Raw genomic sequence first — 15,810 nt, 5'->3', positions numbered from 1 at the left:
CCCCCGACCTGCCGGCGTCGTCTGGCCCTTCCCTGGCCACCCTGATCGGGGGTCGTAGGCGGGTGCCGGCCGGATTGCGCCAGTCGAGCAGGCTCGACTCTACGGACAGGGGCCGGCCGGATTCGGCTCAGGCCGCGCGTTCGCTGCGCCCGCCGTGGAACTGTTCTTCCTCGGTCGAGCCGGTCAGCGCGGTGGTCGAGGACTGCCCCTGCTGGATTGCCTGGGTCACCGCATCGAAATACCCAGTGCCCACTTCGCGCTGGTGCTTCACGGCGGTGAAACCACGCTCGGCGGCTTCGAATTCGGCCTCCTGCAGTTCCACGAAGGCGCTCATCTGGCGGCGCGCGTAGCCGTGGGCCAGGTTGAACATGCCGTAGTTCAGCGCGTGGAAGCCGGCCAGGGTGATGAACTGGAACTTGTAGCCATAGCTGCCCAGCTCGCGCTGGAACTTGGCGATGGTCGCGTCGTCCAGGTTCTTCTTCCAGTTGAAGCTGGGCGAGCAGTTGTAGGCCAGCAGCTTGCCGGGGAACTTCGCGTGGATCGCTTCGGCGAATTTCCGTGCGAATTCCAGGTCCGGCTTGCCGGTCTCGCACCACACCAGATCCGCATAGGGGGCGTAGGCCAGGCCGCGGCTGATGGCCTGGTCCAGACCGTTGCGGGTCTTGTAGAAGCCTTCCACGGTGCGCTCGCCGGTGGTGAACGGGCGGTCATTGGCATCGATGTCGCTGGTCAGCAGATCGGCCGCTTCGGCATCGGTGCGCGCCACCAGCAGGGTCGGCACGCCCAGCACGTCGGCGGCCAGGCGCGCGGCGTTGAGCTTTTCGATCGCCTCGCGGGTCGGCACCAGCACCTTGCCGCCCATGTGCCCGCACTTCTTCACCGACGCCAGCTGGTCCTCGAAGTGCACGCCCGCCGCACCGGCTTCAATCATCGCCTTCATCAGCTCGAAGGCATTGAGCACGCCGCCGAAACCGGCCTCGGCGTCGGCCACGATGGGCTGCAGGAAATCGATCTCATCCTTGCCTTCGGCATGGTGCAACTGGTCGGCGCGCAGCAGGGTGTTGTTGATGCGCTTGACCACCGCCGGCACCGAATCGGCCGGGTACAGCGACTGGTCCGGGTACATCTGCCCGGCCAGGTTCGCATCGGCGGCCACCTGCCAGCCCGACAGATAGATCGCCTTCAGCCCGGCCTTGACCTGCTGCATGGCCTGGTTGCCGGTCAGCGCGCCCAGCGCATTGACGAACTCACGCTCGTGCAGCGACGCCCACAGCTTTTCCGCGCCCAGCCGGGCCAGCGAATGTTCGATGTGGACCGTGCCGCGCAGGCGCACCACATCGGCGGCGCTGTAGTTGCGCTGGATGCCTTCCCAGCGCGGGTGGGTGTCCCAGTCGTGCTGGATCTGTTCGGCAGTGGGCAGCGTGCTCATGTCTTTCTCCAGTTCGGTTCGTGCAGCGGGTGCAGCGGGGAAGGAAGCGGCGTGGGAGCGCGTGCAGCAGTCAGTCGATGCGCGCGTAGGCCGGCAGGGTCAGGAAATCGGTCAGCTCGTTGCTGCGGCTCAGTTCGCCCAGCAGGGTGATGGCTTCGGCAATGCGGCTACCGCCGGGCAGCGCACTGGTGTCGCCCAGCCGTGCCGGCAGCTGCGCCAGGGTGGTATCGAGCAGGCCCAGGTCGATGGCAGTGCCATCGTCCAGCTGCTGCCCCGGCGTGTGCAGCCACTGCCACAGCTGGCTGCGGCTGATCTCGGCGGTGGCCGCATCTTCCATCAGGTGGTGGATCGGCACGCAGCCGTTGCCGTCCAGCCAAGCGGCCAGGTAGCGCACGCAGACTTCCACGTTGCCCTCGAAACCAGCGCGGGTGATGCTGCCCGGCGGCCGTGCGATCAGCTCGTCGCGGCCCACGCGCACGTCCTGGCGCAGCACGCTGTGCTGGTTCGGGCCCGGCATGTGTTCGTCGAAGATCGCCTGCGCCACCGGAATCAGCGCCGGGTGTGCGACCCAGGTGCCATCGTGGCCGGCGCTGACTTCGCGCAGCTTGTCGGCGCGAACGCGGGCCATGGCCTGCTCATTGGCCGCGGCATCGTGGTTGATCGGAATCTGTGCGGCCATGCCACCCATCGCATGCGCACCGCGGCGGTGGCAGGTCTGGATCAGCAGTTCCGAATAGGCCTTCAGGAACGGCTGGGTCATGGTCACCTGGCCACGCTCGGGCAGCACCCGGTCGGCGTGGCGGCGGAAGGTCTTCAGGTACGAAAAGATGTAATCCCAGCGGCCGCAGTTCAGGCCGACGATGCGGTCACGCAGCGCGTGCAGGATCTCGTCCATCTCGAACACGGCCGGCAGCGTTTCGATCAGCACGGTCACCTTGATCTGCCCGTGCGGCAGGCCCAGCATCCCTTCGATGTGCGACAGCGCGGTTTCCCACAGCGCGGCCTCTTCCATGCTCTGCAGCTTGGGCAGGTAGAAGTACGGGCCGCGATCCTTGGCCTGCAGCGCGCGGGCGTTGTGGAAGGCGAACACGGCCGCGTCGAACAGGCCACCGGCCAGCGGCTGGCCGTCCACGGCCACGTGCTTTTCGTCCAGGTGCCAGCCGCGCGGGCGCACGATCAGCACCGCCTGTTCCTCAAAGGGACGCAGGGTGTAGTGCTTGCCATTGGCGGCGGTGAATTCCAGATCGCCACGCACGGCGGCGGCCAGCGACTGCTGCCCGGCCAGCAGGTTGCGCCAGGTGGGCGAGGTGGAATCCTCGAAGTCGGCCATGAACACCTTGGCGCCGGAGTTCAGCGCGTTGATGACCATCTTCGGGTCGGTCGGGCCGGTGATCTCGACGCGGCGGTCCTGCAGCGCGGCCGGCAGCGGGGCCACGGTCCAGTCGCCACTGCGGATCGCGGCGGTGTCAGTGCGGAAATCCGGCAGGCCGCCCTGGTCGAAGAACGCCTGGCGCTCGCGACGGGCCTGCAGCCGCGCCTGCCGACCCGGTTCCACCGCGCGGTGCAGCGACACCAGCAGGGCCAGCAGCGGCGCCGGCAGCACGGTGTCCTGACCGGCCACGCGGGTCGCCAGGGCGATGCCGGGGGTGGCCTTGGCCGGGGTGGAGGGAACGGCGGAAGCGACGGCGGACATGGGGCAACTCCAGCGGTGGGGGAACGCCCCCAAAGTGCCGCCCCGCCCCAGTATTTGGCAAAACAGTTTTTGCAATGATTTACATAAAACGTGCTAATACTTATGACGCCATGCCCACACGCAGCCCGCCAAGTCCGCGTTTTTCCTACAAATCCGACCGGCTGAAGCCGCTGCGCGCGTTCTGCCAGACGGTGCGCCTGGGCTCGGTCTCACGGGCAGCTGAGGCGCTGTTCGTCAGCCAGCCGGCCATCAGCCTGCAGTTGCAGGCGCTGGAACGCGAACTGGGGGTGCCGCTGTTCGAGCGCAGCGGGCGGCGCCTGGTGCCCAGCCGCGAGGGCCAGCTGCTGTACGAGATGGCGCAGCCGCTGGTGGAAAGCCTGGACGGGCTGGAGGCACGCTTCCGCGACAAGGTGCGCGGGATGGACGCGGGCGAACTGAACATCGCCGCCAACAGTTCCACCATCCTGTACCTGCTGCCGAAGATCGTTGAACGCTTCCGCCAGCACCACCCCGATGTGCGCCTGACCCTGCACAACGCGATCAGCGCCGATGGCACCGACCTGTTGCGCGAGGATGCGGCCGACCTGGCCATCGGTTCGATGACCGACGTGCCGGCCGACCTGACCTATGCGCCGGCCTACCGTTTCGAACAGGTGCTGATTGCCCCGCACGACCATCCGCTGGCCAGCGGCGGCGAGCTGGAACTGGCCGACATCGCGCGCTACCCGCTGGTGTTGCCACCGAAGCGGCAGATCACCTACCGCCTGGTGGACCAGGTGTTCCAGCGCCACCGCATTGCGTACACGGTGGCGCTGGAAGTGGGCGGTTGGGAAGTGATCAAGCAGTACGTGGCGATGGGCATGGGCATTTCCATCGTGCCGGCGCTGTGCCTGCACGAAAGCGATGGCGAGCGGCTGGCGGCGCGGTCGATGAAACGCTGGTTCCCCGAGCGCAGCTACGGGGTGATCGTGCGCCGGGGCAAGGCGCTGTCGGCGCAGGCGCGGGCGTTCATCGATCTGGTGCAGCCGGAGTTGTTCAGCCCGCGCGATTACGACCAGAGCGGGCATTCGGAACGGTAGGGGCTGCTCTTGGTAGGTGTCGACCTTGGTCGACACGGTAGATCCACGCCATGCGTGGATACGCTTGACCTACCGGGGTCAGAGCCCGCCGCTGCGCGACGGGATCTGACCCCATGAGGTGCTCGCCATGCGTGGATGCGCTTGACCTACCGGGGGTCAGAGCCCGCCGCTGCGCGACGGGGTCTGACCCCATGTATAGACTGGGCCCATGTCCATCGAACTCCGCCACCTGCGCTACTTCCTGGCCGTTGCCGATACGCTGCACTTCGGCCAGGCGGCCGAGCGGCTGGGCATGTCGCAGCCGCCGCTCAGCCAGCAGATCCGGCAACTGGAAGAACTGATCGGAGCGCGCCTGTTCGTGCGCAGCCATCGCCGGGTGCAGCTGACGCCCGCCGGCGAGCTGCTGCAGGAGCGCGCGCGGGCCATCGTGCTGCAGGTGGAAAGCGCGGTGGAGGAGGTGCAGCGTGCGCAGCGCGGCGAGCAGGGGGAACTGCATATCGGCCTGACCCGGGCCACGCCGCTGTCGCCGCAGATTCCACGTTCGATCCTGCACTACCGCCAGCAGTACCCGCAGGTGCGGCTGCAGCTGAGCGAGATGAATACCCTGCAGCAGATCGATGCGCTGCTGGACGGCAGCCTGGACGTGGGCATCATCCGCAAGCGCACCTTGCCGCCGGAGCTGGTGGCGCACAGCCTGTTCGTCGATCCACTGGCGCTGATCGTGCATGCCGACCACCCTGCCCTGCGCCGGCTGTCGGCCAGCGGCGCGCTGTCGCTGCGCGATTTCGCCCAGGAGCCCTTCGTGGCGTTCCGCCGCAGCGCCGGTGCCGGTATCCACGACCACATGATCGCGCTGTGCGCGGCGGCGGGCTTCACCCCGCGCATCGTGCAGGAGGCGGGCGAAGCATCCACCCTGATCAGCCTGGCCGCCGCGGGCCTCGGTGCGGCGATCCTGCCGGCGTCGTGCGATCACATCCGCGTGGAAGGCGCGCGCTTCGTGGCGCTGGCTGACGCCGGTGCGCATTCGGAAGTACAGCTGGCGTGGCGCCGCGAAGGGGTGACGCCGTTGATCCGCAATTTCGCCGGTTTGCTGCGTGGCGCATTCGCGGCGGAATGACCGCGGCCACCTTGTAGTGGTAGTGGCCAACCTTGGTTGGCCCGCGCCAGAGTGCCGACCAAGGTCGGCACCTACCAGAGCGGACGCACGCGGAACCCGCTGGGGTTCAGGCGGTCACCGGCTGCGGGGTTGATCCGCAATTTCGCCGGCTTGCTGCGTGGTGCATTCGCGGCGGAATGACCGCGGCCACCTTGTAGTGGTAGTGGCCAACCTTGGTTGGCCCGCGCCAGAGTGCCGACCAAGGTCGGCACCTACCAGAGCGGACTCACGCGGAACCCGGCGGGGTTCAGGCGATCACCGGCTGCGGGGCGCGCTGCTGCAGCGCCCAGATGATGCCGCCGCCGAGCAGGGTCAACACGCCGGTGAACAGGCACACGCCCAGCCAATCCCACGCGGCGTAGGCCAGCCCGCCCACGGCGCCCAGCACGCTGCTGCCCAGGTAGTAGGCAAACAGGTACAGCGCCGAGGCTTCGGCACGCATCGAACCGGCGCGGCTGCCGACCCAGCTGCTGGCCACCGAATGCCCGCCGAAGAAACCGAAGGTGACCAGCGCGATGCCCACCGCCATGGTCGCCAGCCACGGCAGCATCAGCAGCACGATGCCGGCGCCGATCAGGCCGAAGGAAATGGTCAGGATGCGGCCCCGCCCATGCCGCATCGCCAGCTGGCCCATCCACGCCGAGCTGAAGGTCCCCACCAGGTAGACGCTGAAGATCAACCCGACCACGGTCTGGCTGAGGTGGTACGGCGGCGCCAGCAGGTGGTAGCCCAGGTAGTTGTAGAGGGTGACGAACACGCCCATCAGCACGAACGAGGTGGCGAACAGCCACGGCAGGCCGGGGTCGGCAAACAGGGTGCGCCAGCGCGAAGGCAACTGGCGCAGGCCACCGCGACGGGCCTGGAAGTGCCGCGACGGCGGCAGCTGCAGCCACAGCAGCACGGTGCTGGCCACCGCAATGATCGACACCGCGCCGATGCCCCAGCGCCAGCCCCAGTGGTCGGCAATGATGCCGGCCAGCAGGCGCCCACTCATGCCGCCAATGGCATTGCCGCCGATGTACAGGCCCATGGCCAGGCCCAGCGCGCGGCTGTCCATCTCCTCCACCAGATAGGTCATGGCCACCGCCGGCACGCCGCTCAGAGCCAGGCCCAGCAGGGTGCGCAGCACCAGCATCGTGGTCCAGTCGTCCACCAGCGCCGTGCACAGCGACAGCAGCGCCGAGGCCATCAGGGCCGCGATCATCAACGGCCGGCGGCCCACCGCATCGGACAGCAGGCCGGCCAGCAGCATCGCCACCGCCAGCGTGCCGGTACTCAGCGACAGCGACATCGCGCTGCCGGCGGCGGACACGCCGAAGTGGCGGCTGAACTCGGGCAGCAGCGGCTGCACCGTGTACAGCAGGCCGAAGGTGGAAAAGCCGGCCAGGAACAGCGCCACCGCCGTACGGCGGAACGCCGGGGTGCCCTGCTGGATGCGGGTGTCAGTGCCGGAATCGAGGGTACGGGGGCGGGCGCTGTCGGCCGCCGCGGTTTCGCCAGTCATGGAATCGGGTGGCCGTGGGGGCGGCCAAGATGGGGATCAGGCGGCCAGCGTAGGCCGCCTGATCCAGTCGATCCATAACCTGATAGGTCAGGATTGATATGTAGAACGTATCAATTCAGCTTACAGCCGCTGCCACTCGAAGCCGTCGCCGCGGCGGTAGTACACCGACACCGCGCGACCGTAGAGGGCATCGGCATCGACGAAACCGAAGAAGCGGCCGTCGAAGCTGTTGCCGCGGTGGTCGCCCAGCACCAGCACCTTGCCGGCCGGCACCTGCAGGTCGGCGATGTCCGGGCCACCGCCCATGTCCAGGTCCAGCTGCGCCTGGCGCGGGCCGAAGGCTTCGGTATCGGCCAGCCCGGCGATCTGCAGCGGCTGGCCGTTGATGGTCAGGTGGCCGCCGAGCAGCTGCACGTGGTCACCGGCCACGGCCACCACGCGCTTGATCAATCGGGTGCCGTCGGCGGGCGAATCGAACACGGCCACTTCGCCGCGCTGCGGGGTGCCGGTGGCCAGCAGTTGCTGGTGGGTAAAGGGCAGGCGCAGGCCGTAGGCGCGCATGTCCACCACCACGCGGTCGCCGGGCTGCAGGGTGGGCTGCATCGAGCCGCTGGGCACCACGTAGTGGTTCGCCAGGGTGTCGCGGGCGGCGGCCAGCAGGCCCAGCATCACCAGCAGCGGCAGGGCTTCTTTCTTCAGCCAGACCAGTGCGCGTTGGGAAAAGGGAGGGCGGGCGACAGCATCCATGACAGGCTCCGGGTGGGTGGTAGGTGGATCAGACCACAAGCCGGCGGGAGAGGTTCCCGGTCGGGTCGGGCAAGGGGGTCGGGCAAGGGGGTCAGAGCCCTTTCCGCAGTGCGGAAAGGGATCCGACCCCGGTGCGGCGCAATGAAAAACGGCGGGGTTGCCCCCGCCGTTTTCTGTTTCTTATTTCAGCCCGCGGAACTTCAGCAGCGGTTCCACCGACGGGTCCTTGCCGCGGAAATCGCGGTACAGGGTCGACAGTTCCACGCTGTTGCCGCGCGAAAGGATCTTGTCGCGGAACTCCTGGCCATTGGCCGCGGTCAGGCCACCGTGCTCGGTGAACCACTGGAACGCGTCGTGGTCCAGCACTTCGGCCCAGAAGTAGGCGTAGTAGCCGGCCGAATAGCCGCCGCCCCAGATGTGGTCGAAGTAGGTGGTGCGGTAGCGCGGCGGCACCTGCGGCAGGTCCACCTTGAACTTCTTCAGCGCGCTGGCTTCGAAGGCGCCCACATCCTGCAGCGGGGCATCGGCCTTCTGGGTGTGCCAGGCCAGGTCCAGCAGCGCCGCCGACAGGTATTCGGTGGTGGCGTAGCCCTGGTTGAAGCTGCGTGCCTTCAGGATCTTGTCCACCAGTTCCTGCGGCATCGGCTCGCCGGTCTTGTAGTTCTTGGCGTAGTTGGCGAACACCTTCGGGTCCAGCGCCCAGTGTTCGTTGAACTGCGAGGGGAACTCGACGAAATCGCGCGAGGTGGCGGTGCCGGCGATCGACGGGTACTTCACGTTGGAGAACATGCCGTGCAGCGCGTGGCCGAACTCATGGAACAGCGTGGTGACGTCGTCGAAGCTGAGCAGCGCCGGCTGGCCTGCGGCCGGCTTGGTGAAGTTGCAGACGTTGTAGACCACCGGCTTGGCACCGGTCAGGCCGTCCTGTTCAACGAACACGTCCATCCAGGCGCCGCCGGACTTGGTGTCACGCTTGAAGTAGTCGGTGTAGAACAGGGCCAGCGACGTGCCGTCCTTGTCGAACACTTCGTACACCTTCATGTCCGGGTTGTAGGTCGGAATGTCGGTGCGCGGCTTGAAGGTGATGCCGTACAGCTGGGTGGCGGCGTAGAAGACGCCGTTCTGCAGCACGTTGTCCAGTTCGAAGTACGGCTTGATCTGCGATTCGTCCAGATCGTACTTGGCCTTGCGCACCTGTTCGGCGTAGAAGTCCCAGTCCGAAGCGGCCAGCTTGAAGCCGCCGTTCTGCGCGTCGATCACCTTCTGGATGTCGGCCGCTTCCTCGCGCGCCTTGGCGGTGGCCGCCGGCACGGTGTCGGTCAGCAGCTTCAGCGCAGCGGCCGGGGTCTTGGCCATCTGGTCGCCCAGGTTGTAATCGGCGTAGGTGTCAAAGCCCAGCAGCTTGGCCTTCTGCGCACGCAGCTGGGCCAGGCGCTGCACGGTCTGCCGGGTGTCGTTGGCATCGCCGCGCTCGGCGCGGGTTTCCGAAGCCTTCAGCACGGCGGCGCGCTGGTCGCGATCGCTCAGCGAACCCAGCACCGGCTGCTGCGTGGTGTTCTGCAGCGGCAGCAGGAACTTGCCGTCCAGCTTGCGGGCGCTGGCGTCGTTGGCCGCGGTGTTGATCGCGTTCTCGTCCAGACCGGCCAGCTTGGCCTTGTCATCCACCACGACGGCGGCGGCGGCGGTGGCCGCGACCAGGCGGGTGTGGAACTGGGTGGACAGCGTGGTCTCTTCCACGTTCAGCTTGCGCAGGCTGGCCTTGTCGGCGTCGGACAGCTGGGCGCCAGCGCGCACCAGACCGTCGTAGTAATGCTCGACCAGACGCTTCTGCACCGGGTCCAGTTCCAGCGTGTCGCGCTGGTCGTACAGCGACTTCACGCGCGCGAACAGCTTCGGATCGAGGTTGATCTCGTCCTGGTGCGCGGCCAGCTTCGGTGCGATCTCTTCCTGGATCTTCTGGCGCGCTTCGGTGCCATCGGCCTGGACCAGGCCGAAGAAGATGCGCGACACGCGGGTGAGGGTTTCACCGCTGCGCTCCATCGCCACCAGGGTGTTGTCGAAGGTGGCCGGCTCGGGGTTGTCGGCGATCTTGCGCACGTCGGCCAGGTGCTGGCGCATGCCTTCTTCGAAGGCCGGCAGGTAGTCGCTGTCCTTGATCTTGTCGAACTGCGGCGCCTGGAACGGCAGCGTACTGGCGCTCAGCAGCGGGTTGGTGGAGGCATCGGCCGGCTGCTGGGCCGGGGTCTGCTGGGCTTCGGACACGGGGGTGGACTCCTTGCCGGAACAGGCCGCCAGCGCCAGGCTGATGGCGGCGGCCAGGACTACGGTACGCGACATGTAGAACGCTCCTTGGGCGGGCGGTAGGGAATGACAGCCCTCCACCCTACTCCTGTCGCGGCCGCCCGGCATGTGCCGGACGTGGCGTGTATGCGGCCGCTGCGGGGCGTTTCAGACCGTGCCGCGGGTCTTGCCCATCCACGGGCGGTAGAACTCACGGATGGCCGCCATGTCGGCCGCATCATCGCCGGTGGGGGTGAACAGCGGGCCGATGCCGATGGTCTTTTCCGGGTAATGGAAGTACGCCGCCAGGACCGGCACGTCGGCCATCCGCGCGATCTTCAGGAAACCGGCCTTCCAGTCCTTCACCGCCTTGCGGGTGCCTTCGGGGGTGATGGCGAACCACATTTTTTCGTTGTTGCGCAGCAGGTCCACGGCCTGGCCGACCGTGCCCTGCGGCGCACTGCGGTCCAGCGGGATCACCCCCAGCCGGTGCAGCAGCGGGCCCAGCGGCCACCAGAACAGCGAGGCCTTGCCCAGCACCTTCACCTTCATGCCCAGCGCGATCTTGGCCGCCATGCCCCACAGCCCGTCCCAGTTGGACGAATGCGGGGCGATGATGAAGACCAGGCGCGGAATGTCCGGCAGCGTGCCGGTCACCTTCCAGCCGCCCAGGCGCAGGGTGCAGCGCGCCAGCCAGCGCAGGAAGGCGTTGGGTTTGACCTGCGGCATGTTCGGCGGCACGGCCGGCAGCAACGGCGTCGGGTTGTTCAAGCAATCACTCCCAGTCACGTGATGAGCGCCCGCGCTTGATCTGCGCGCGCCCGCGTTTGGCGTCCAGACGACGCAGTTTCGAGCCCAGGGACGGCTTGGTGGCCTTGCGCGGCTTGGGCACGTTCAGCCCAGCCTGGATGAAGGCCGCCAGCCGCTCGCGCGCATCCTCGCGATTGCGATCCTGGGTGCGGAACCGTTGCGCATCGATGACAAGCACGCCTTCGCCGGTCATGCGCCGGTCGCGGCGCGCCAGCAGGCGCTCGCGCAGCGGCTCGGGCAACGAGGGCGAGCCGGCCACATCGAAACGCAGTTCCACCGCGGTGGACACCTTGTTGACGTTCTGCCCACCGGCACCGCTGGCACGCACGAACCGCTCGACGATCTCGCCGTCGGGGATTTCAAGCTGCGCGCTGATGGTGACCGGTCCACTGCCCATGCGCGCATTGTAGCGGCACCGGCGCCGCCGTGGCCGCCATCGCGCGCCGTATGCCGCCGATCAGGTACCGAACACGTCGCCTTCGCCTGCGCAGCAGTTATGCTGGGCCTTCCATGTACCGCAGGAAGCTTCGCATGACCCGCCTTGTTCCCGCCCTGCCCGCGCGCCTGCGCCGCGTTGCCCTGCTGCTGGCCCTGGCCGCCTGCAGCAGCCCGGTCTGGGCCGCGCCGCCCACCGACAGCGACATCAACCGCCTGCTGGCCGCCTCGCGCGCGCAGACCATGCTCGACGCGGCGCTGCCGCAGATCGAAGCGATGCAGCAGCAGCAGTTCCAGCAGGCCACCGCGCAGCGCCAACTGACCGCCCAGCAGCAGGAACAGCTGCAGCGCATCCAGGCGCGCACCAACCAGACCCTGCGCCAGGCGCTGTCGTGGCAGCAGCTGCGGCCGATGTATGTCGATCTCTACAAGAAGACCTTCAGCAAGGAAGACGTGCTGGCCATGGCCGAGTTCTACGAGAGCCCGGCCGGCCAGAGCCTGCTGGACAAGACCCCGGCACTGATGCAGAACGTGATGGTGGCCATCCAGACCCGCATGCAGCCGCTGATCACCGATCTGCAGAAGGACCTGGAAGCGATCGTGAACGAGCCGGAAAAGAAGTAACCCCATCGGGGTCGGATCCCTTTCCCAACGGGAAAGGGCTCTGACCCCGGGGCACCACGCCGGGCATGGCCCGGCGCTACCTTCAGTCCACCTGCCAGCCGAACAGGTCCAGCGCCTTCTGGAAACCGGCATCCACCGGCGCACGCACATCCAGCATGCCGCCATCGGGGTGCGGGAAACGCAGGCGCTCGGCGTGCAGCAGCATGCGGTGCACGCCCTGCATGCGGAAATTGCGGTTGTGGCGGCCGTCACCGTGGCTGGTATCGCCAATCAGGTGGTGCGACAGGTGCTTCAGGTGCCGGCGGATCTGCCGGAAGCGACCGGTCAGCGGCTGGCAGCGCAGCAGCGCATAGCGCGAACTGGCGAATTCGCCCACCGGCACGCAGAGTTCGCCGATGGCCAGGCGCTGGAAATCGGTCACCGCCGGCTTCTTCACCGGCTTGCCGGGCCCGCCATCCAGATCGTGATCCACCTGCCAGGCCTCCTCGGCCGGCCAGCCGCGGCAGATGGCCAGGTAATCCTTGCTCACCTCACCGCCCATCAGCGCCTTGCCCAGCGTGCTGGCGGTATCGCGGTCGAAGGCCAGCAGCAGGCAGCCGCTGGTGGCGCGGTCCAGGCGATGCACCAGGAAGATCGGGCGACCCAGCTGCTCGCGCAGGCGGTCGGCCAGGAAATCATCTTCGCCACGGGCCAGCTTGCTGTCATGGACCATCAGCCCGGCCGGCTTGTTGACCACGGCCAGCCGTTCATCCAGGTGCAGCAGCTGCAGGGGGGCGGTTTCGGGGGCGGTTTCGGTATCGGTACTCACCGCCGGATTATACGGGGGCGCCAGCGTGGGGTCGGATCCCTTTTCCTGCGGAAAAGGGCTCCGACCCCATACAACGGCGGCAGGAGCCGTCAGCCGTTGCGCACCGCCAGCAGTTCACCATTGCCCACCGGCACCAGGCTGGTACTGAAGTCCGCATCGGCATCCAGCAACGCGCGCAGCGGCTGCATCTGTGCGGCGTGCGAGGTGGCGTTGTCCACCACCAGCAGACCGCCGGGGCGCAGCACGCGGCGCAGCTGCGGCCACCAGCCGGCGTACTGGTCGCGGTCCGAATCGAGGAACAGCAGGTCCACGCTGGCATCGTCCGCCGCGGCCAGCCAGTCCCCGGCATCGCCCTGCACCAGGGTGATGCGCCCGGCCAGGCCACTGCGGGCGAAGTTCGCGCGCGCCATCGCCACCTTGTCCGCGGCGTATTCCAGCGTGGTCACGTGGCCATCGATCGCTGCGGCGGCCTCGGCCAGCCACAGCGTGGAATAGCCGTTGGAGGTACCGATTTCCAGCACGCGACGGGCCTGGCCGAAACGCACCAACACCGACAGCAGTTCGCCGGTGTCGGCGGTGATGTTCAGCATGCGCCGGCCACGTTCGCTTTCGCGCGCATCGTTGTCGGCGCCGTGGCGCGCCAGTTCGTCCTTCAGTGCTGCCAGATCCATGTCTCGTCCTGCAGTGCATGCCGCATTCGGCACGTTCGGGTGATTGTCGCGCGAACGCCGCCGCCGCAGCGACTGGCGCAACCCACGCGGTTTCTGCCACCGCGCTGTGATCCTGCGCGCTTTTCGGAAATGTTGCATGGATCGCCCGCATCTGCGCTGCGATAGTCCCGGCCCTCTCGGCGCACGCCCCGGCACACGCGCCTGTTTCCCGAATCCCGCAAGGACCCCGCCATGCCCCTGGATATTCTGGCGATCGGCGCCCACCCCGATGACATTGAACTGGGCTGCGGTGGCAGCCTGGCCAAACTGGCCCGCGACGGCGCGCGCGTGCATGCACTGGTGCTCAGCCGTGGCGGCCGCGGCTGCCACGACGGTGCCGATCGCAGCGGCGAATCGCATCGCGCCCTGCAGCAGCTGGGCGCCCTGCACGTGCAGCAGTGCGACTTCCCCGATACCTGTTTCCCGGCCTGCCGCAACGAGCTGATCGCCACCATCGAACGTGCCTGCGCCGCCGTGGCACCGCAGCGGGTCTACACCATGTGCGGCCAGGACCACCACCAGGACCATCGCACCGTGCATGAGTGCTCGATCATCGCCTGCCGCGGCGTGGGCCAGGTGCTGTGCTACGAAAGCCCGAGCACGTTGCCGCAGTTCGCGCCACAGGTGTTCGAAGACATCAGCGCACAGCTGGAGCAGAAGATCCTGGCGCTGCGCGAACATGCCAGCCAGGGCGAACGCCAGTACATGCAGGAAAGCCATCTGCGCTGCCACGCGCAGTTCCGTGGCCAGCAGATCGGCCTGGGGCCGTGCGAAGGCTTCCTGGCCCACCGGATGGTGCTGTGATGAAGACGCTGCTGTTCCTGGCCATGTGCGCCTTCATCGGCGTGCGCCTGCTGGTGCATGCCGCCCGCCGGCCCAGCGCGCGGCTGCACAGCATCGACGCCATCGTGCCCGCCTACAACGAGGCACCGTGCCTGGCGCGCTCGCTCACCGACCTGCTGCACAACCGCTACGTGGCGCGGGTGATCTGCGTGAACGATGGCTCCACCGATACCACCGCGCAGGTGCTGGACGCGCTGCAGGCGCAGTGGCCCGGGCGCCTGCTTGCGCTGCACCAGGCCAACACCGGCAAGGGCGGGGCGTTGATGCACGGCCTGCAGCATGTCACCGCCGAACAGGTGTTCCTGACCGATGCCGATACGCGCATCGACCCGCAGGGCGATGGGCTTGGCCACCTGCTGGCCGAGATCGAACGCGGCGCCGATGCCGTGGGCGGCGTACCTTCTTCCTGCCTGCGCGGCGCCGGCTTCCTGCCCCATGTGCGGGCCAGCCTGAAGCTGCCGATGATCGTGATCAAGCGCAGCTTCCAGCAGTGGCTGGGCGGCGCGCCCTTCATCGTCTCCGGTTCGTGCGGGCTGTTCCGCACCGCCGTGCTGCGCAAGGTGGGGTTTTCCGACCGCACCCGGGTGGAAGACCTGGACATGTCGTGGTCGCTGGTGGCGCAGGGCTTCCGCGTGCGGCAGAGCATCCGCTGCGTGGTCTACCCGCAGGAATGCAACACGCTGCGCGAGGAATGGCGACGCTGGCGGCGATGGATCGTGGGCTATGCGGTCTGCATGCGCCTGCACCGCGGCCTGCTGCTCAGCCGCTTCGGGGTGTTCAGCATCCTGCCGATGCTCCTGCTGGCACTGCTGGGCGTGGCCGCTTCGCTGCATGTGTGGTTCGGTGCCACGCAGGTGCACGGCCCGGGTGGGCTGGTGCTGGCGGTGATGCCGCTGGTGTGGATCGGCATCGTGATGGCGCTGGCGGTGATCAGCGCGGTGCACCACCGCAGCGCCTGGCTGGTGCCCGCTGCAGCGTTCTCCATGCTGTACGTGCTGTTGGCCTACGCCATCTGGCTGGTGCACGGCCTGAAGGGGCTGTGCACCGGGCGCGAGCCAGCACGCGACAAGCCGACGAGGTACCCGCATGTGGTGGAATGACCTGCAAGCGATGGCCACCGCGTTGGCCACGATGTCACCTGCCATCGACCCGCAGGCACAGGTCTCGCCGCGGGCCATCGTGCAGGGTGCGGTGCGCATCGGCGCCGGTACACGCGTCTGCGATGGCGCGCATATCCAGGGCCCGGTGCTGATCGGCCGCGACTGCGTGATCGGCAACCACGCGCTGCTGCGCGGGCCGCTGCAGATCGGCGATGGCACGCGCATCGGTTTCGCCAGCGAACTGAAGCACACGCTGATCGGCCAGCAGGTCAGCATCGGCCCGCAGTGCTTCATCGGTGACAGCCGCATTGACGACCACGCCTATCTGGGCGCGCTGGTGCGCACCAGCAACCATCGCCTGGATGGCGCCACTGTCTGCGTGCATGTGGGCGGCAACGTGCACGACAGCCAGCGCGACAAGCTGGGCGCATGGATCGGTGCACGCGCCGCGCTGGGCGTCGGCGTGATCATCCTGCCCGGGCGCATTGTCGCTGCGGGCAGCCAGTTCGGCCCACGCATCACCGTGGAGCGAAACCTGCCGCCGGGCCGCTACCGGCTGGTGCAGCAGCTGCATTCCCAACCCCTGGAGTAA

At 67.9% G+C, this 15,810-nt stretch carries 15 protein-coding genes; 6 read left to right on the top strand and 9 right to left on the bottom strand.

Annotated elements, in window-relative coordinates:
* Positions 1-127 precede the first annotated feature (127 nt).
* Both aceA and aceB read right to left on the bottom strand, forming a co-directional pair.
* Positions 128-1,429 (bottom strand): isocitrate lyase, encoded by a 1,302-nt coding sequence (gene aceA / locus C1931_RS01065; RefSeq protein WP_108748104.1) that lies wholly within the window; start codon positions 1,427-1,429, stop codon positions 128-130.
* A 70-nt stretch (positions 1,430-1,499) separates the two neighbouring features.
* On the bottom strand, positions 1,500-3,122 hold the full coding sequence (gene aceB / locus C1931_RS01060) for a malate synthase A (RefSeq protein WP_108755101.1): 1,623 nt from the start codon (positions 3,120-3,122) through the stop codon (positions 1,500-1,502).
* Between the two features lie 110 nt (positions 3,123-3,232).
* Between aceB and C1931_RS01055 the strand changes: the two genes are divergently transcribed.
* Positions 3,233-4,201: a LysR family transcriptional regulator gene (locus tag C1931_RS01055; protein WP_108748102.1), complete on the top strand. Its 969-nt coding sequence runs from the start codon at positions 3,233-3,235 to the stop codon at positions 4,199-4,201.
* Positions 4,202-4,409: 208 nt separating this feature from the next.
* Positions 4,410-5,318 (top strand): LysR family transcriptional regulator, encoded by a 909-nt coding sequence (locus C1931_RS01050; protein WP_108751825.1) that lies wholly within the window; start codon positions 4,410-4,412, stop codon positions 5,316-5,318.
* A gap of 286 nt (positions 5,319-5,604) precedes the next feature.
* Here the strand turns inward: C1931_RS01050 and C1931_RS01045 are convergent, their stop codons facing one another.
* The 5 genes from C1931_RS01045 to arfB all read right to left on the bottom strand — a co-directional run bounded on the left by C1931_RS01045 (position 5,605) and on the right by arfB (position 11,095).
* The gene (locus C1931_RS01045) at positions 5,605-6,861 is read right to left on the bottom strand and encodes an MFS transporter (protein ID WP_108755100.1); all 1,257 of its coding nucleotides are present in this window, start codon (positions 6,859-6,861) and stop codon (positions 5,605-5,607) included.
* A 120-nt stretch (positions 6,862-6,981) separates the two neighbouring features.
* Entirely contained in the window at positions 6,982-7,608 is a 627-nt protein-coding gene (gene lepB, locus C1931_RS01040) for a signal peptidase I (RefSeq protein WP_108755099.1), read from the bottom strand.
* A gap of 180 nt (positions 7,609-7,788) precedes the next feature.
* Positions 7,789-9,945 carry a peptidyl-dipeptidase Dcp gene (gene dcp, locus C1931_RS01035; RefSeq protein WP_108751822.1) on the bottom strand — a complete coding sequence of 719 codons (2,157 nt, stop codon included), beginning with the start codon at positions 9,943-9,945 and terminating at the stop codon, positions 7,789-7,791.
* Between the two features lie 111 nt (positions 9,946-10,056).
* Positions 10,057-10,617, bottom strand: a complete 561-nt coding sequence (locus tag C1931_RS01030) for a lysophospholipid acyltransferase family protein (RefSeq protein ID WP_233614934.1) — start codon at positions 10,615-10,617, stop codon at positions 10,057-10,059.
* Positions 10,618-10,663: 46 nt separating this feature from the next.
* Entirely contained in the window at positions 10,664-11,095 is a 432-nt protein-coding gene (gene arfB / locus C1931_RS01025) for an alternative ribosome rescue aminoacyl-tRNA hydrolase ArfB (protein WP_108748096.1), read from the bottom strand.
* A gap of 134 nt (positions 11,096-11,229) precedes the next feature.
* On the opposite strand from arfB, the gene C1931_RS01020 reads away from it, so the two are divergent.
* The gene (locus C1931_RS01020) at positions 11,230-11,757 is read left to right on the top strand and encodes a DUF2059 domain-containing protein (protein ID WP_108748095.1); all 528 of its coding nucleotides are present in this window, start codon (positions 11,230-11,232) and stop codon (positions 11,755-11,757) included.
* 82 nt (positions 11,758-11,839) lie between these two features.
* Here the strand turns inward: C1931_RS01020 and C1931_RS01015 are convergent, their stop codons facing one another.
* Together C1931_RS01015 and C1931_RS01010 are read right to left on the bottom strand one after the other, a co-directional pair.
* The gene (locus tag C1931_RS01015) at positions 11,840-12,589 is read right to left on the bottom strand and encodes a pseudouridine synthase (protein ID WP_108755098.1); all 750 of its coding nucleotides are present in this window, start codon (positions 12,587-12,589) and stop codon (positions 11,840-11,842) included.
* 65 nt (positions 12,590-12,654) lie between these two features.
* Positions 12,655-13,236: an O-methyltransferase gene (locus C1931_RS01010; RefSeq protein ID WP_108755097.1), complete on the bottom strand. Its 582-nt coding sequence runs from the start codon at positions 13,234-13,236 to the stop codon at positions 12,655-12,657.
* Positions 13,237-13,467: 231 nt separating this feature from the next.
* On the opposite strand from C1931_RS01010, the gene C1931_RS01005 reads away from it, so the two are divergent.
* From C1931_RS01005 to C1931_RS00995, 3 genes are read left to right on the top strand one after another with little or no spacing between them, the layout of a single operon-like run.
* A complete protein-coding gene (locus tag C1931_RS01005; RefSeq protein ID WP_108755096.1) occupies positions 13,468-14,079 on the top strand; it encodes a PIG-L deacetylase family protein in 612 nt (203 codons plus the stop codon).
* On the top strand, positions 14,079-15,218 hold the full coding sequence (locus C1931_RS01000) for a glycosyltransferase family 2 protein (protein ID WP_108755095.1): 1,140 nt from the start codon (positions 14,079-14,081) through the stop codon (positions 15,216-15,218). Before C1931_RS01005 ends, C1931_RS01000 begins: the two co-directional genes overlap by 1 nt.
* The gene (locus C1931_RS00995) at positions 15,205-15,810 is read left to right on the top strand and encodes an acetyltransferase (RefSeq protein ID WP_108755094.1); all 606 of its coding nucleotides are present in this window, start codon (positions 15,205-15,207) and stop codon (positions 15,808-15,810) included. The genes C1931_RS01000 and C1931_RS00995 overlap by 14 nt, the downstream gene beginning before the upstream one ends.

The sequence above is a fragment of the Stenotrophomonas sp. YAU14A_MKIMI4_1 genome (assembly GCF_003086855.1).
In the GTDB taxonomy this organism is placed as follows: domain Bacteria; phylum Pseudomonadota; class Gammaproteobacteria; order Xanthomonadales; family Xanthomonadaceae; genus Stenotrophomonas.
Note: the sequence above shows the minus strand (reverse complement) of the source record. Positions and strands in the feature narration are given on the sequence as shown.